We start from the raw sequence: 17,293 nt of genomic DNA, 5'->3' as shown, positions 1-17,293 counted from the left end.
GGTCCGGGCGGTGGGATTCGTCGGTGACGAGGGGGGAGGACTTGCCGTGCTTCGGGCCCAGCCAGCCGCGGCGGCTGGGGAGGGTGAGGCCGCTGATCAGGCCGCCGATGAGGACGAGGACGGCGCCGAGGATGAGGCCGGAGGCGGTGCCGTCGCGGAACGTCTCCAGCTCGGCGGCGCTCGCACCCTCCTCGGGGACGTGGTGGATCAGCAGGCCGACGATGGCGATGCCGAAGGCGCCCGACGCCTCGCGGATCACGTTGATGACGCCGCTGGCGACGCCCGCCTGGTGTTCCGGGACGGCCTTCAGGACGTACATGACGAGCGGCATGCCCATCGCCGCGCCCACGCCGACGATCATGACGCCGGGCATCAGGTCGGCGTATCCGTCGCCCTGCTGGATGGTGGAGAACAGGAACATGCCGAACGCCATCAGGGCGAGGCCGCCGCCGATGGCGGGGCGGGGGCCGAGCTTGCCGGCCAGCCAGAACGCGACCGGCGTCATCACCATGATGGCGATGGACGGGGGCAGCATCACCAGGCCCGCCTCGGGTGGCGAGAAGCCGAGGAAGCGCTGCAGGAAGGTGGCCGAGTAGAAGATCATCCCGTTGAAGCCGATGCCGTAGAGCATCTGGGAGAGCAGGCCGCCGGCGAACACCCGGTTGCGGAAGAACCGCAGGTTGATCATCGGGTCGGGGGCCCAGTTCTCCACCAGGATGAAGCAGAGCAGGGCGATGGCCGCGAGGGCGAACACGCTGATGACGGACGGGTCGGCCCAGCCGTGCTTGTTCCCGGACTCCAGCCCGTAGGTGAAGGCGAACAGCATCGTCGCGGAGATCAGCACGCCGGGCAGGTCGACGCGGGCGTCGCGGTTCTCGCCCTTGCCGGTGAGGACGACGAGGCCGAGCAGGATCACCAGGATGCCGGGCACGATGTTGATCAGGAAGATCCAGCCCCAGCTCCACTGCTGGACGATGAACCCGCCGATGGTGGGGCCGAGGGCGGTGGCGCTGGAGCCGGCCCCGATCCAGACGATCATGCCGAGGGAGCGCTGCTTGTCGGTGCGTCCGACGGTGACCATGACCTGGGTCGCGGGCAGTGCGAGGGCGGCGCCGGCGCCCTGGGTGACGCGGGCCAGGATCAGGGTCGCGGAGTCGGGGGCGAGGCCGCAGACGGCGGACGCGGCCGTGAAGATGACCATGCCGGACACGAAGGTGACGCGGCAGCCGAACACGTCGGTGAGCCGGCCGCCCGCCACCATCAGGCAGGAGAACATGAGGATGTAGCCGGTGGCGACCCAGTCCTTGGCGGAGTTGGACATGTCGAGGTCGCTCATGATGGTGGGCAGCGCGTTCGCGACCACCGTGTTGTCCATGGTGATCATGAATGCGCTGACGGCCACCACCGCCAGCGCCCACCGGTATCTGCCGCGGGTCAACAGTCCGTGCGGCGTGAACTCCCGCACCGCCCGCGGGAAATCCGCCGCTTCCCCCTAAAAGCAGTCGTCGCTATTGTTACTATTGGTTGGCATCTCGTTACTCAGCCCTGACTCCGGGCCGTGGTTCCTCAACTATCCCATCAGGCCACATTGGTTACTGCCGAGTCTTGTCATCACCGTGACAAGACATCTGGGAGAAAAGTGGTCTGGATGCGCATCGTGACTCGGGCACCGTGAGACAAAGTGGTCCCTCCGCTTCGATGAACGATCCCGGTTTCATGGGGGGAACCCACCGCATGCAGAGCAACGATCGTTCCGGAGCCGCGCAGGACCACGCGCACGACGAGACTCGGATCAGCGAGGATTCGGTCCGCCGGCACCTGATCGAGCAGATCGCGCGCCGCTCCGGGACCACCGCCGCCGGGATCGACCCCGACCGGCCGCTCGAAGAGTTCGGGCTGGCCTCTAGGGACGCGGTCGCGATCGCCGGCGAGCTCGAGCAGATGCTGGGCCGGTCCCTCCCGGCCACCCTCGTCTGGGAGCATCCGACGATCAACAAGCTCTCGGTGGCGCTGGCGGGCGGGCCCGCGTCCGTCCAGGAGCAGCCGGAGCCGTCCGAGCGGCGGGCCGCGAACGACGAGCCGGTCGCCGTCGTCGGCGTCGGCCTCCGCTTTCCCGGCGGCGACCGCGACCTGACCGGCCCCGACGGCTACTGGCGCTTCCTGACCGGACGCGGCGACGCGGTCCGCGAGGTGCCGGACGGCCGCTGGGACCCGTTCGACGACGGTTCCCCCGAGGTGGGCGACCTCCTCGACCGGACGACGCGCCTCGGCGGATTCCTCGACGACGTCGCTGAGTTCGACGCGCAGTTCTTCGGCATCACTCCCCGCGAGGCCGCGGTGATGGACCCGCAGCAGCGCCTCGTCCTCGAAGTGGCGTGGGAGGCGTTCGAGCACGCGGGCCTCGGCCCGGCGTCGCTGCGCGGCAGCCGCACCGGCGTGTTCGTCGGCGTGTCGGCGCCGGAGTACGCGGCGTTCACCGCGTCCGACCTGGCGTCCCTCGAACCGTTCACGGCGACGGGCGCGGCGCTCAGCATCATCGCGAACCGGCTGTCGTACCTGCTCGACCTGCGCGGCCCCAGCATGATCGTCGACACGGCGTGCTCGTCGTCGCTGGTCTCGACCCACCTCGCCGTCCAGGCGCTGCGCAGCGGCGAGGCCGACGTGGCGCTGGCCGGCGGCGTGAACCTGCTGCTGTCGCCGACCGTCACGATGACGTTCGACCTCGCCGGCGGGACGGCGGCGGACGGCCACTGCAAGGCGTTCGACGCGTCCGCCGACGGCATGGTCCGCGCGGAGGGCTGCGGCGCCGTCGTCCTGAAGCGCCTGTCCGACGCGACGCGGGACGGCGACCGGATCCTCGCCGTCATCAAGGGCTCCGGCGTCAACTCCGATGGACGGTCGAACGGCCTCGTCGCCCCCAACTCCGAGGCGCAGCGCGCACTCCTGCGGGACGTGTACGCCAGCGCGGGCGTCGACACGCGTGAGGTCGACTACGTCGAAGCCCATGGGACGGGGACGTTCCTAGGCGACCCGATCGAAGCCAAGGCGGTCGGCGAAATCCTCGGTGCGGGTCGCGAACCTGACAAGCCCCTACTGCTCGGCTCCGCTAAGTCCAATCTCGGGCACATGGAGTCGGCAGCGGGCATAGCCGGACTCATCAAAACCGTCCTCGCGCTGCATCACAGGGTCATCCCGCCAAGCGCGCATTACAAGGAGCCCAATCCGCACATCCCGTTCGACGAACTGCGCCTCGCGGTCGTCGCGGAAGAGACGCCTTGGCTCGACACAGGGCGTCCCGCACGCGCTGGTGTGTCCGGGTTCGGTTTCGGTGGGACGAACGCACACATCCTCTTGGAAGAGGCTCCCGAGCAGGAGACGACCGTCCATCCGGCCGTCGTCCGGACGTTCCCGCTGTCCGACACTAGCGACGACCGTATCCGCGACCATGCGGCCCTTCTCGCCGAGTGGCTTCCAGGCCAGGAAGCGAACTTGGCCGATGTCGCCCGCACCTTGCACAGGCGCAGTGGCCGTGGACGGTCCCGCGCCGCCGTCGCCGCCCGTGATCAGGCCGGGCTCGTCGAGGGCCTGGCGGCGCTCGCCGAAGGACGTCCTCACCCCGGCGTGGTGTCCGGCACGGCGCTCGGGGCTCCGGGCCGTCCCGTATGGGTCTTCTCCGGGTACGGGGCGCAGCGCGCGGGCATGGCGCAGCGGCTCCTGGAGGAGGAGCCCGCGTTCGCCGAGGCCATCGACGACCTGGACGGGCTGTTCGCCGAGGAGGGCGGCCCCGACCTGTGGGCGCTCCTCGAAGAGGGCCGCAAGCCGGACGGACCGGCCGACGCGATGCCGGTGCTGTTCGCCATCCAGATCGGCCTGGCCCGCATGTGGAAGGCGTACGGCGTCACGCCCGGCGCGGTCATCGGCCACTCGATGGGCGAGGTCGCGGCGGCCGTCGTCGCCGGCGCGCTCACCCTGGAGGACGGCGTCCGCGTCATCTGCCGCCGGTCCCGCCTGCTGACCCGGCTGGTCGGCGGCGGCGCGATGGCGGTCCTCGGCGCGTCCGCCGAGGAGGTCGCGCGCCTCGCGGACGGCCTGCCCGAGGTCTACGCGGCCGTCCACTCCTCGCCGAAGCAGACCGTCGTCACCGGCGACGCCGGCCAGGTCGCCGAGATCGTCAAGCGCGCGGAGGCCGAGGGCCGGCTCGCCCGGATGGTGCAGGCCGAAGGCGCCGGCCACTCGCCCCAGGTCGACCCGCTGCTCCCTGACCTGCGCGAACTCCTCGCCGACGTCGGCGCCGACCCCGGCACCCCGCTCGCCGCCGGCATCAAGCTCTACACGACGGCTCTCGACGACCCCCGCACCCTCATCAACGCAACCCCCGCCCTCACGCCGCACCCGGCGGACACCACGCCGTCCAACACCGCGAACGCACCCGCCCGCACAGTGACGCCGGACGAGGGAGCGTCAGCCGAGGCCAGTGAGGCGCCTGCCGGTGCGCAGGCCGCGGCGGCCGCCGGTGCGGCGCCCGAAGCGGCCGGTGGGGCGGCGGCCGAAGCGTCCGCCGGTGCGGCGCCTGCGGGTGCGGCGATGGCCGTTGCGGGGTCTGGGAGTGCGGCGGCCACGGGATCCGCGGCGCCGGACAAGGACGCGACGGGCGGGGCCTCGGCCGGGCTCGGGGTTGAGTATTGGGTCGCCAACTTGCGTAATGCGGTGCGGCTCACGGATGCGGTGGCGGCTGCGGCGGAGGACGGGTTCCGGACGTTCGTCGAGGTCAACGCGCATCCGATCCTGGCCCACGGCGTCGGCGAGACCCTGGACGGGACGGGCGCGCTCGTCACCCACACGCTCAAGCGGGCGCCGAAGGGCCAGGAGACCGACGACACGCTGACGTTCCACGCACAGCTCGCCACCCTCGCCGCGCACGGCCACGCGACCGCGAAGCCGGCCGGCGGGCGGGTCATCGACGTTCCGCAGTCCCCGTGGCGGCACGAGCGGCACTGGGTCGACCTGTCGGCGCGCAGGGCGTCCAAGCATGACGAGCACCCGCTGCTCGGCGCGCACGTGGAGCTGCCCGGCGAAGACCGCCACGCGTGGCGCGCCGACGTCGGCCTGGCCGCGCAGCCTTGGCTGGACGGTCTGGCCGTCCACGGGCTGCACGCGCTGCCGGTCGCGGCGTTCGCGGAGATCGCGCTCGCCGCCGGTGCGACCGCGCTCGGCACCGAGGACATCCGCGTCAACAGCCTGTGGATGGAGCGGCCGCTCGCGCTCGGCGGCCATACGACCGTGACGACGACGTTCACCGAGGCGGAGCAGCGGGTGGAGGTCCACGCGCTGACGCCGGCGGGCACGTGGGTGCGGCTGGCCAGCGCGGATGTGGGCGAAGACCGCCGCGCCCCGGCCGCGTCCGAGCACGGCGCCGCCACCGAGGTGACGGCCGCCGAGCGCGGCAGCCGCCACTACCGCCTGCATCCCGAGGTGTTCGACCGCTGCCTGTCCGTTCTGTCGGACGAGGTGGCGGCGGGCGACGGCACCGTGTGGCTCGCCGAGACGATCGGCAGCCTCCGCGTGTACGGCCCGACCCACCGCGGCGGTCACGTCCAGGCGAAGGTGACGCGGGACGACACGAACGTCACCGGCTCTATCGCGCTCCTGGCCGCTGACGGCCAGATCCTTGCCGAAGCGACCGGCATAGTGCTCCGCCAAGCGGGGCGCCACGACATCCCCGTCCCGCTCACCGACAAGCTCGTCGAACTCACCTGGACCGAATCCCCCCTCCCCGACACCGCTCCCGCGCGCGCTAGCGCCGGCGCCACGCCTGCCGACAACCGGTCTGTGCATGATGGTGACGGTGCCGAGGCAGGGCCCGTGCGTGCTGGCGCCGGGGCCGTGTCTGCTGACGGCCGGGCGGTGCGTGCTGGTGGCGAGGGTGTGCTTCTTGATGGGGCCGAATCGGCTGGTCGTCGGTCTGCTGAGGGGGCCGCGTTCGGTGTTGGTACGTGGCTTGTGTTGGCTGAGGATGACGATGTGCTCGGTAGCGCGACGGTTGCCGGGCTGGAGGAGCGCGGGAAGCGGGTTGTCCGGCATCGGGTGATGGATCGGCCGCCGGACGAGCATCCGGCCATGGACGAGCCAGACGAGCCCGTCGAAGGTGTCGTGCTCGTGCCTTCGGCCGACCTCGTCGATGAGGAGCTGGTGCTCGCCGTCGCAGGGGTGAGCAGGAGCCTGCCTGACGGGCCCCGTCTCTATGTCGCGACCCGTAGTGCACTGCCCCTCGCAGGGGACGGGCTTCCTGGGCACGGGTTCGTCAGTGCGCTTACGCGCGTCCTCGCGTTCGAGCGGACGGTTCAGCGCGCCACGCATGTGGATGTCGACCGTCCGGCCGATCTCGTCGCCGAACTCTTGGCCGACGATGACGCACGTGAGGTCGCGTGGCGTGGCGGGACGCGGTACGTGGCGCGGCTGGGGCAGGCCGTCCTGCCGGAGGAGCAGGGCAAGAAGAAGCGGATCGTCCGGCGCGGCGGCGCCTATGTGATCACCGGCGGGTACGGCGGGATCGGGCTGGTCACCGCGCGGCTGCTGGCCCAAAGAGGGGCGGGGCGGATCGTCCTGTCCGGGCGCGGCGGGCCCGGCGCCGACGCCGAGAAGGTGATCGCGCGCCTGCGCGAGGACGGCGTGGACGTCGGTGTCGTCCTGGGCGACATCGCGCAGCCGGGCACCGCCGAGCGCCTCATCAAGGTCGCCCAGGAGGGCGGCACCAGGCTGTGCGGTGTGGTGCACGGGGCGGGCGCCATCGACGACCGGCTGATCGCCGACCTCGGGCCGGACGATCTCCACAGGGTGTGGACGGCGAAGGTCGAGGGCGCGCGCCGGCTCAGCGAGGCCACCTGGGACATCGACCTCGACTGGCTTGTCATGCATTCGTCGGCCGCCGCGCTGCTCGGTTCGCCGGGTCAGGCCGCCTATGCCGCGGCGAACGCCGCGATCGACGCGCTGATGGCGTACCGGCGCGCCAACGGACGTCCCGGAACCACCATCAACTGGGGCACTTGGTCACAGGTCGGCGGGGCCGCCGAGGTGGCGGTCACCGTCATCGACCCGATCAGCCCGGCGGAGGGCGCCGAGGCGCTGGAGGCGCTGCTCGTCCACGGTATGAACGCGACGGGCGTGCTGCGCTTCGATCCCGCGACGGCGGTCGGGCTCTTCCCCGAGATCCGGAACATGCCGTACTTCGCCGCGCTCACCGAGGCGGCGGACGAGCAGCAGGACGAGAGCGACTGGCCCGGCGTCGAGGCGCTCAAGGACCTCGACCCCGGCATCGCGCGGAAGATGATCGCCGCGCAGGTCAGGCACCGGATCGCGGCCGTCCTCGGCTTCGATCCGCAGCGCCTCGACCCGGCCGTCCCGCTCACCGACCTCGGTCTCGACTCGCTCGTCGCGGTCCGGATCAAGAGCGGCGTCGAGCACGACCTGGGGCTGACCGTCCCGGCGTCGGTGCTGCTCCAGGGCGCCAGCGTGAACGTGTTCGAGGAGTGGGCGGCCGGCGAGCTGGGCCTGGCGGACGCGGACGCACCCCAGGCGACGGCGGTATCGAACGCCGAATCCGGATATGTCATGCCACGCGATGCCGCCGAGCGCCTCGCCGTCCGCATCCTGGAGGACGTCCTCGGCCTCGACCGCGTCGGCGTCACGGCCGACTTCTTCGCCGAGCTCGGCGGCCGGGAGCACCAGGCCGACCAGGTCGTCGCGCGGGTCGCGCAGGAGCTCGGCGCCGAGGTCACCCGCGGTGAGCTGTTCGAGGTCCCGACGGCGGAGAACGTCGCCGAGTACATCCGGGCGGCGGACGAGGAGGCGGCGCGGCAGACCGTCCGGCCGCTGAACAGGGGCCGTTCCGGGGGGCGTGGGGGGGCGTCCCCCCACAGCGACCCCGCCGGGGACCGCCGGCCGATCTTCATCGCGCATCCGGCGGGCGGCACCACCGCCTGCTACCGGCAGCTCACCGACCTGCTCGGCGGCGACCAGCCGGTGTACGGCCTGGAACGGTTCGAGGACGCGCCCCCCGTCGAGGAACGGGCCGCCCGGTACGTCCAGCACCTGGTGGAGGCGCAGCCCGAGGGCGCGTTCCGGCTCGGCGGCTGGTCGTTCGGCGGTGTCCTCGCCTACGAGACCGCCCGGCAACTCCAGCGGGCCGGACGCGAGGTCGAGTTCGTCGCCCTGTTCGACGCGGGCCTCCCGCTCGCCGTGGACGACGAGTCTGACACGCTCGCCCGCCGCTTCTCCGCGTTCGCCGACTACATCAACGAGACGTACGGCCTGGACGTCACCCTCACCTACGAGGAGCTGTCCGGGCTGGACGAGGAATCGCAGTTCGCGCTGGTCATGGAGCGTGCGGCCCCGCTGGTGGACTACATCCCCCCGGCGGCCCTCACGCACCAGCTCACGTCCCACCAGGACACCCGCTCCCTGGAGGCGTACCAGCCAGAGCCGTACGACGGACACGTCATCCTGTACTACGCGCCCGAGGAGACCCCCTGGGCCGTCCGGGATGCCCGCTATGTGCTCGACGGGACCAACGGTTTCGGCGGGCTCTGCTCGGACCTGGAGATCGTCACGATCCCCGGTGTGCACCACCTCAACCTCCTCGACCCGCCCGGTGTGGATGTTCTCGCCGCGCACCTGGAGGCCCGGTTGTCCGGACGGCGGAGGCGCGACGCCGTCCCCACGCTCGACACGGCCCGCTGACGGCCGTCCAACGAACCCCGTCGTTCCACGGAGGACACTCATGGCCCACCCCGGCTCGTCCAACGCCCTGCTCGACGCCGTCAGGTCAGGCGCGAGCGGCCCCGAGCTGCAGGAGATCGACCTGCCGACCCGTTTCCGCGCCGCGTTCACACGCAAGGACGAGGTCGGCATCTTCGAGGGCCGGACCGACAAGGACGTGCGCCGGTCGCTGCACGTCGGCGAGGTCGAGATGCCCGAGCTGGCGCCCGACGAGTGCGTCGTCGCGGTGATGTCGGCCGCGATCAACTTCAACACGGTCTGGTCGGCGATCTTCGAGCCGGTCCCGACGTTCGCGTTCCTGGAGAAGTTCGGCCGGCAGGGCTGGCACGGCGCGCGGCACGACCTGCCGTACCACATCCTCGGCTCGGACGGCTCCGGCGTCGTCGTCCGGACGGGCAGCGGCGTGAAGCACTGGAAGGTCGGCGACAAGGTCGTCCTGTCCCCGTCCTACGTGGACGAGGAGGACCACGGCTCCTACGACGACGGCATGATGTCGGAGTCGCAGCTCGCCTGGGGCTTCGAGACGAACTTCGGGTCGCTCGGCGAGTACTGCATCGTCAAGGCGAACCAGCTGATCCCCAAGCCCGCGCACCTGACCTGGGAGGAGGCAGGCTCGACCACGCTGTGCGCCGCGACCGCCTACAGGATGCTCGTCGGCACGCACGGCGCCCGCATGAAGCAGGGCGACGTCGTGCTGATCTGGGGCGCGACCGGCGGGCTCGGCTCGTTCGCGACGCAGCTCGTCAAGAACGGCGGCGGCATCCCGGTCGGGGTCGTGTCGTCGGACGAGAAGGCCGACATCGTCCGGTCGCAGGGCTGCGAGCACGTCATCAACCGCAACGACCTGGAGCTCGGCGAGCAGGGCCTCCGGCACCCCAAGGCGGGGCGGATGCTGGGCGAGGCGATCCGCCGGCTCGTCGGCGAGGACCCCGGCATCGTGTTCGAGTACCTCGGCCGCGAGACGTTCGGCGCGTCGGTGTACGTCGCCAAGCGCGGCGGCAAGGTCGTCACCTGCGGCTCGTCGACCGGCTACAAGCACGAGTACGACAACCGGTTCCTGTGGATGCGGCTGAAGAGCATCATCGGCTCGCACGGCTTCAACTACCACGAGGCCGTCGAGACCAACCGCCTCATCGGCCTCGGCATGATCCACCCGACGCTCTCGACGGTGTTCCCGCTGGACGAGGCAGGGGACGCGACCCGCGCGGTCCAGACGAACCAGCACATCGGCAAGGTCGCCGTCCTGTGCGGCGCCACCGCCGAGGGCCAGGGCGTGGACGACCCGGCGCTCCGCGAGAAGATCGGCGAGGAGAGGCTCAACCTCTACCGCCGCTGACGTTCAGATCCACCGCTACGGGACGGGCTCTCCATCCGAGGGCCCGTCCCGCTGTTTTCAGTGCTCTCTGAAAGTGCGTTGAAAAACGACTCGTTGACAGTAGGGCGGACGGGTCGCGATCCTTTGGGCGGCATGATCCCCGCATATTCATGCCACGGCCGGCGCGCGCGGCTTTCAACGGTTTACTGCTCCCCGCCACGCTTCAAAGGAGTCGCGTGATGCAGCGTCGAACCCTGCTCGCCTGCGCCGTTCTCGCCACCTTCACGGCCGTTCCGGCCACGAGCGCCACCGCCTCGCCCGCGTCCGGCCCTTCCGCATCCGGCCCTTCCGCGTCGAGTCCCGACCCCCGCGCACCGAAACACGGACGTGTCGCTGGTGCCCGCGACTTCACCCCGAACGCCCGCAACGCCAAGGCCGTGGAGAGGTTCCGCGACCTGCACCGCTCCCGCCTGCGCCGCGAGCAGATCCACCACTTCTGGGGCGTCGAGCCGGCCGCCGGAACCCACGACGGAATGCAGGCGACCCACAGCGTCGACACGTCCTACCAGGTGTCCAACAGCGCCGATTTCACATACACGCCCACCATCAAGGCGGCCGGGTCCTGCATGGAGGTCACGACCGTCTATTCGCAGGCCGTCGGGAACGAGATATGGGCCTGGGACTGGTGCGGCGGCAACGGGCCGGCCAAGGAAGTCAAGATGGACGCGAGCTTCGTCCAGACCTACACCAAGCCGGTGAACGGCCATCCGGCCTACAGCGTCCAGCTCGTGCAGACGAACGCGTCCACCAATGCCTGGTCGGCCTACCTCTACAACTACGCGACCGGCTCGTGGAGCCTCTTCTACAGCAAGTCGGGCAGCGACACGAGCCAGCTGACCTACGGCTGGGACATCTTCGAGATCTACGCGACCCGCGACCCGGGAACGGGCAACGCCTACTACTGCGACGACGCGAAGAACGTCGTCTTCGAAAGCAGTTCCATCCAGCTCCGCCGCAACGGCTCCTGGACCCCGGCGAGCCCGTCCGACTCGCCTTGGCAGCCGACCGCGAATCCGAACCCGAGCGACTACCTGTGCCCGTCGCTCCAATTCGTCAAGGCCGGTTCCAACGACCATTGGATCGTCCAGCAGTAGCTCACGTGGGCAGCGGCCGATGGTCCACGACGTGTTTCATCACGAGCGTGGAGTTCAGCCGCTGCACACCGGGCAGTGCGGACAGCACGTCGTCCTCCAGCTCCTGGTAGGCGGTCAGATCCGCGGTGACGATGCGCAGCAGATAATCGGGATCGCCGAACAGCCGCTGCGCCTGGACGACCTCCGGCACCTCCGCGACCGCCGCCTCGAATCCGAGCAGGGTGTCACGGTCCTCCTGCCGCATGGTGACGAACACGAGCGCCTGGAAGGTGAGGCCGAGGGCAGCGGCGTTCACGACCGCCCGGTACCCCCGGATCGCGCCGCTGCGCTCCAGTTCCCGCAGCCGCCGGTGACACGGCGAAACGCTCAGTCCCACCCGAGACGCCAACTCGGTGACCGTCAACCGGCCGTCCTCCTGCAGCAAAGCAAGGATCTTCCGATCAATCGCATCCATGTAGAAGTTCCTTCCACAAACACCCGCCAACAGGGTGAAATTTAAAATCACCTTCCGCCCGATCAATCATATTCTCCCGGTAATGACCGCCATCCGGGGAGAATGTCATGGGCGCCGGTTCCGTACTCGCCTTCTGGGGCGTCGCACTCCTGCTCATCGTGGTCCCTGGTCCCGACTGGGCGTTCACCATCGGCGCCGGCCTGCGCGGCCGTTCCCTCCTTCCGGCCGTGACCGGCCTGACCGCCGGCTACGCCGCGATCACGGTCGTGGTCGCGGCCGGCGTCGGCGCCCTGGTGGCCGGTTCACCCGCCCTGTTGACCGGCCTCACCCTCGTCGGCGGCCTCTACCTCATCTGGCACGGCGCGACGACGTTCGCCCACCCGTCGACGTCCCGCCTGGAAGCCGAACCCGGTACCGACTGGAGCACGTTCCTGCGCGGCATAGGCGTCAGCGGCCTCAACCCCAAGGGCCTGCTGATCTTCCTGGCGCTGCTGCCCCAGTTCGCGGACCCGAGCGACGGCTGGCCCATGCCCGCGCAACTCGCCGTCCTGGGCCTGACCTTCATGATCACCTGCGCGCTCTTCTACCTCGGCCTGGGCGCCCTGATCCGCACGGCCCTGACCGCCGACCCCGCCGCCGCCCGCTGGACGGGCCGTCTCTCCGGAGCCGCCATGATCGCGGTAGGTGCCTGGCTGGTCCTGGACCACCTACTGACCTGACCCCAGAGCACGTCACCTCCACATGGGAGAAGGGGACGACGGCGCCGGAAGTGGAGCGCGGACAACTGCGCGACCTCCTGCTCGACTCGCTGCCCGAAGGGACGGTCCGCTGGGGGGCGAAGATCATCGCGGCACGCCCGCTGGGCGGCGGCCGCCATGAGGTGACGCTCGCCGACGGCTCCAGCTTCACGACGGGTCTGCCGGCCGTCGCCGACGGGGCCTGGTCGCGGGTCCGCCCGCTGGTCTCCGGAGCCGAGCCGGTCTTCTCCGGCACATCCTTCGTCGAGGCCGATCTGCTGGACGCCGACGACCGGCACCCCCGGAGCGCCGCCGTCATCGGCAGCGGGGTGTTCTTCGCCCTCGGCAAGGGAAAGGGGTTCCTCGCACACCGCGAACCCGACGACAGCCTGCACGCCTACACCGCGCTCACCGTGCCCGAGAACTGGGTGACGAGCATCGACTTCACCGACACCGATACCGCCAAGGCGCGGATCCTGGAGCACTTCACCGGCTGGGACGAGAGCCTGCGGGCGCTCGTCGCCGACGCCGATGGCGCGCTGGTCCCGCGTCCGATCTACGCGCTGCCGGCCGGGCACCGCTGGGACCGCGTACCCGGTGTCACCCGCCGCCGGACGCGACGACGCGCACTTCGAGATCGTCGACATCGCCGACTTCGGCCTGCCGCTCCTGGACGAGCCCGTCCCGCCGTCACGCGGCCACTACACGCGTCCGCACACTCACGCCTGGGCCGAGAAGATCGCCGGCTACGACGGTTTCGTCTTCGTCGTCCCCGAGTACAACCATTCGGCACCTCTACGCCGAGTGGAACAACAAGGCCGCCGGATTCGTCGGCTACGGGATCGACGGCGGCGTCCGAAGCGTCGAGCACCTGCGCCAGGTCCTGGCCGCCGTCCAGGTCGCCACGGTCGGAGCCCAGGTCGCCCTCTCGCTGTTCAACGACTTCGGGACGGACCTCGCCGGCCTCGCCCCCGCCGCCCAGCACGATGCCGCCCTCGACACCATGCTCGACCAGGTCGTCGCCTGGAGCCGGGCACTCGGCGGCCTCCGTGAACACGCCCCCGCCGCCTGACCCGGCCGCGACGCGCACCGTCACGGTCATTCGGTCGCGGGGGCGCCATCAGGGTGGTCGGCGAGGGGACGTCCGACGATGGTCTGCAGGGTGGTGACGTACTCGTCGAACGCCTGCCGGCCTTGGCGCGTGAGCTTGAACCAGGTGCGGGGACGCTTCCCCACGTACCCTTTGCGGACTTCGACGTAGCCTGCCTTCTCCAGGGCGCTCGCGTGCTTGGACACCACCGAGTCGCTCATGTCGAGGGTGTCGCGGACGAAGGCGAACTCGGTCTCGGTCGCGGTGGCCAGCAGCGAGACGATCTTCAGGCGTGCCGGGGTGTGGATCACCGGGTCGAGGTTCACCGCACCACGCCCAGGTGAGCGAACATGCGGTTCTCGGCCGGGCGCGTGGTCGCCGCCGTGTACGCGGCGGTGACGACCCCCGCGATCGCTTTCTGCCAAACGTCCGAGTCGGTGAACAGGCCGATGAGGAGTGGAACCACGCCCCAGAGGACGAGGGCCGACACGAACCATGCCGCCATCCACGCGCCCGCCCTCACCGTCCATGTGCGCTGCCTGAACTTGATGCGGGTGCGGGAGGCCAGCAGGGCGGTGAGCGCGGCGAGCCCCACGACTCCCAGCACGGTCAGGACGATCTGGGCCGTGCCGTCCACCTCGGCGGCGATCCCGGCGACCGTCCCCAGGCCGACCACACCCGGCAGATACCAGAGCGGGAGGCGCTGGCCGGCGTACGCCCGCTGCTGGGTCCGCTCGATCTCGGCGAGGGCGTCGTCGGCGGTGGAGAAGTCGTTCACGGGGGGACCTGCTTCCTCGGCAACTACTTGACGCTATGGAAAGTACTATCCACTTTCCGGGTCGTCAAGTAGTTGCCGAATGGGTGAGGCAGGTCTCGCGACGCCGACGCCCGCCCGTTCATGGAGTGGACGGGCGGGCGCTTCGGGACGCGGTCAGGCGCCTGCCAGGGCGGCGTAGACGATCAGGTTGTCGGTGTAGTGGCCCGCCTTGGGGTCGAACGCGCCCCCGCAGGTCACCAGCCGGAGGGACGCGTGGTCGAGCGTCTCGCCGAAGACCTTCTCGTGCGGGAAGGCGTCCTTGTCCACGCGCTGCGCACGCTGCACGGCGAACGCGGCGGTGGTGCCGTCCTTGCGGCCCACCTGGATCTTGTCGCCCGGCTTCAGGTCCTTCAGCCGGTAGAAGACGGCCGGCTTCCCGTTGGCGTCGACATGGCCGAGGATGACCGACGGCCCTACCTCGCCGGGCGTGACGCCCTCCTTGTACCAGCCCGCCAGATTCGGCCGGCTCAGCGGCGGCTCCTCGATACGGCCGTCGGTACGCAGCCCGATCTGCCCGACCGGCGCCGACACCCCGATCTTCGGGATGGAGATCTTGACCGGCACGGAGTGGGACAAAACCGAGGTGTTGGACGCGGCCGTGGTGCCGCCGGCGCCCCCGCCCGTCTCGGGTCTCGGAGTGGCGGAGGGAGAGGCGGCCGTGGCGCCGTCGCCGCCTCCGCAGCCGGCGATCAGCAGTCCGGTGAGCAGCGCGCCGGCCGCCGCGCTCAGGACGCGGCGACCGGTGGCCGGGATCGGGAGACCAGCCAACTTACGGCCGCTCCCGCACCGTACGCCGGCGCAGCGCGACGGCGCCGAGCCCCGCGGCCATGAGCACGCCCCAGCCGCCTGCGAGCAGCGGCGCGGCGGAGCCGTCCGTCCGGCCGTACATGCTGCCGTCACCGGTGTCGATTCGCCCGACGGGGATCTTCGGCTGGTTCGGCTTCATGCCGGTGCCGCCCTTCTCGGGGCTGTCGCTGAACCTGACCGACCCGAAGCCCTTGCAGACCACCGTGGCGATCGTCGGGTTGGGGAGGTGGCTGCGGAACGTACCGGTCGCGGTCCAGGTGTTCTTGCCGATCTTCTTCACCGGCAGCGGGTTCCGGGTGTAGCCGTTCCCCGTGACGGTCACCGTGTTCGGGCAAGCGACCCTGAACGTCGTCCTCAACCCGGGCGCGACCCGCCGGCTGGACAGCTTCACCTTGTCCGCACCGAACTTGAACTGCTGCGTCGGCGGGTTGTCCTCCGGGCCGGCGGCGACCCAGCGGGCCCGCTCTTCACCGGCCTTCCTCTTGCAGACCATCAGCTTGCCGGTCTTGGTCCGCCCGTGCTGATTGACCTGCGCGTCCTTGCAGAAGGCGCCGGGGGTGACCGGCTTGGCGGCGGAGGTGGCAAGTGCGGGACCCGCCATCCCGAGCACCATGGATCCCGCGGCGATCGCCGCCGCGGCCAACCGACTTGAGCGCATTGCCCTTACTCCTCTGATCGGGTCTCTCCGTGTTTTCCCGGATAAGAACGGCGCCTCGGCAATGGCGGGGACGCCACGCATCAACGTGACTGACATGCGAGTGCCGCGCAGAACGCGACCGGGTGAGACGGAAGAGAATGATGGTGAGGCAGGAGCTTAGCCAGGCTCTAATGCGGCGCAATGGAAAGAGAGGGAAAGATTGGTTTGATGACCGGGTCCGGACACCTGTGAAGCCCGTGTAAACCTTCCCTGGCCTCCGCGCGACCTTGTGATCAAGGGAGCGGGGGCGCGGCGAATCGGGTGGTTCAGAAAAGGCGATCTTAAAAAGTTGTCGCGCTCGGCCGACGACGGTTTTCGTCGTGCGCATGTGGGTGTTGCGTAAATCGCGGACGAGGATTTGGCGCAGGTCCGCGTTTCGGTGGGTGTTGAACGTCCGCGCCTCCGGCCTGCCGTTGCCGGGAGGCCGGAGGCGACGTAACCGCTGTTTACCGGAAGGCTTCGACGTTGCGGCGGGCCCATTCGGCGAAGGGACGGGGCGCACGCCCCAGGACGTGCTCGACGTCCGGGCTGAGCCGCAACTCGGCGGCCTTGGGCTCGCCGAGGACGGCCAGCGTGGTCTCGACGACCGGCTCCGGCATGAATGCGGTCATCCGCGCGTGCGCCTCGTCCCGGGTCAGCTCCACGAATCGCAGAGGCTCGCCGAGGGCCGCGCCGATCACCTCGGCCTGCTGCCGGGGCGTGACGACCGCCGGCCCGTTCAACTCGTAGCTGTGGCCGGCGTGTTCGTCCTTGCGCAGGGCCACGGCTGCCACCTCGGCGATGTCCGCCGGATCGATCACCGGGATCCCGACGTCGCCGAACGGTGCGGCGACGGTCCGCTCGGCACGGACCGATTCCGCCCAGGCGTAGGCGTTGGACGCGAAGCCGCCGGGCCGCAGGATCGTCCAGGCCAGACCCGACTCGCGGACCGCGTCCTCGATCGCCCGCCCGACCCCTCCATGCGAGGGCGACTCGGGCCTGGTCACCACGCCCTGCGAGGAAAGCAGCACCACTCGGCCGACTCCGGCGGCCTTGGCAACGTCCATGATGGCCCGGGGATCGAACCCGTGGCCGCCCGCGCCGCCGTCGTGCAGGAACAAGGCTTCGGCACCGTCGAGAGCGGGCCGCAGCGTCTCAGGCGCACCAAGATCGGCCTTGACGTGCCTGGTGCCGCTTGGGAGCTCCACCGAGGCCATCCCCCTCGACACCGCCGTCACCCGCTCGCCGGCTTCCGCCAGGGCCTGCACCAGCGACCGCCCGACGTTCCCAGTCGCACCCGTCACAGCAAACATGTCAACTCCCGTGTCTTCCCGTGTCTTCTTGCGATCACGGCGAAGCTAACATCCTCGGGATAGTAGGTACCTAGAGGAAAGTGACTACCTCAGAGGCCACTCCCATGCGTTGGGGGCCGCCGAGTCGGAGCGACCCACCATGCCCACCCCCGAGG

The 17,293-nt window shown here is 70.5% G+C and carries 11 protein-coding genes and 1 pseudogene; 5 read left to right on the top strand and 7 right to left on the bottom strand.

The features are described from left to right. A partial coding sequence (locus tag E1293_RS31790) for an MFS transporter (RefSeq protein ID WP_132201179.1) occupies positions 1–1,438 on the bottom strand: 1,438 nt, incomplete at its 3' end. 296 nt (positions 1,439–1,734) lie between these two features. Between E1293_RS31790 and E1293_RS31785 the strand changes: the two genes are divergently transcribed. The 3 genes from E1293_RS31785 (at position 1,735) to E1293_RS31775 (ending at position 11,244) form a co-directional block, all read left to right on the top strand. Beyond that, entirely contained in the window at positions 1,735–8,736 is a 7,002-nt protein-coding gene (locus E1293_RS31785; protein ID WP_132201178.1) for a type I polyketide synthase, read from the top strand. A 40-nt stretch (positions 8,737–8,776) separates the two neighbouring features. After that, positions 8,777–10,111, top strand: a complete 1,335-nt coding sequence (gene ccrA, locus E1293_RS31780; protein WP_132201177.1) for a crotonyl-CoA carboxylase/reductase — start codon at positions 8,777–8,779, stop codon at positions 10,109–10,111. A 218-nt stretch (positions 10,112–10,329) separates the two neighbouring features. Beyond that, entirely contained in the window at positions 10,330–11,244 is a 915-nt protein-coding gene (locus tag E1293_RS31775; RefSeq protein ID WP_132201176.1) for a carbohydrate-binding protein, read from the top strand. 1 nt (position 11,245) lies between these two features. On the opposite strand, the gene E1293_RS31770 is transcribed toward E1293_RS31775, so the two are convergent. Next, positions 11,246–11,764, bottom strand: coding sequence for an Lrp/AsnC family transcriptional regulator (locus tag E1293_RS31770; RefSeq protein ID WP_243716850.1), 519 nt, complete (start codon positions 11,762–11,764; stop codon positions 11,246–11,248). A gap of 41 nt (positions 11,765–11,805) precedes the next feature. Here E1293_RS31770 and E1293_RS31765 point away from each other — a divergent pair, with 41 nt between their 5' ends. Together E1293_RS31765 and E1293_RS50810 are read left to right on the top strand one after the other, a co-directional pair. Continuing rightward, positions 11,806–12,417, top strand: coding sequence for a LysE family translocator (locus E1293_RS31765; RefSeq protein ID WP_132201175.1), 612 nt, complete (start codon positions 11,806–11,808; stop codon positions 12,415–12,417). A 549-nt stretch (positions 12,418–12,966) separates the two neighbouring features. Continuing rightward, positions 12,967–13,507, top strand: a pseudogene (locus E1293_RS50810) (NADPH-dependent FMN reductase). A 26-nt stretch (positions 13,508–13,533) separates the two neighbouring features. On the opposite strand, the gene E1293_RS31755 reads toward E1293_RS50810, so the two are convergent. The 5 genes from E1293_RS31755 to E1293_RS31740 form a co-directional block, all read right to left on the bottom strand. Beyond that, positions 13,534–13,851, bottom strand: a complete 318-nt coding sequence (locus tag E1293_RS31755; protein WP_243716848.1) for a winged helix-turn-helix domain-containing protein — start codon at positions 13,849–13,851, stop codon at positions 13,534–13,536. Continuing rightward, on the bottom strand, positions 13,848–14,303 hold the full coding sequence (locus E1293_RS49725) for a hypothetical protein (protein WP_243716846.1): 456 nt from the start codon (positions 14,301–14,303) through the stop codon (positions 13,848–13,850). The genes E1293_RS31755 and E1293_RS49725 overlap by 4 nt, the downstream gene beginning before the upstream one ends. A 153-nt stretch (positions 14,304–14,456) precedes the next feature. After that, a complete protein-coding gene (locus E1293_RS31750) occupies positions 14,457–15,110 on the bottom strand; it encodes a class F sortase (RefSeq protein ID WP_132201174.1) in 654 nt (217 codons plus the stop codon). A gap of 1 nt (position 15,111) precedes the next feature. Further along, positions 15,112–15,807 (bottom strand): hypothetical protein, encoded by a 696-nt coding sequence (locus tag E1293_RS31745; protein WP_132201173.1) that lies wholly within the window; start codon positions 15,805–15,807, stop codon positions 15,112–15,114. 485 nt (positions 15,808–16,292) lie between these two features. Beyond that, positions 16,293–17,138 (bottom strand): NAD(P)H-binding protein, encoded by an 846-nt coding sequence (locus E1293_RS31740; protein ID WP_132201172.1) that lies wholly within the window; start codon positions 17,136–17,138, stop codon positions 16,293–16,295. Positions 17,139–17,293: the final 155 nt, after the last annotated feature.

This window comes from Actinomadura darangshiensis (assembly GCF_004349235.1).
GTDB lineage: Bacteria > Actinomycetota > Actinomycetes > Streptosporangiales > Streptosporangiaceae > Spirillospora > Spirillospora darangshiensis.
The sequence above is the reverse complement of the archived record's forward strand: the minus strand, read 5'-3'. Positions and strand labels throughout refer to the sequence as shown.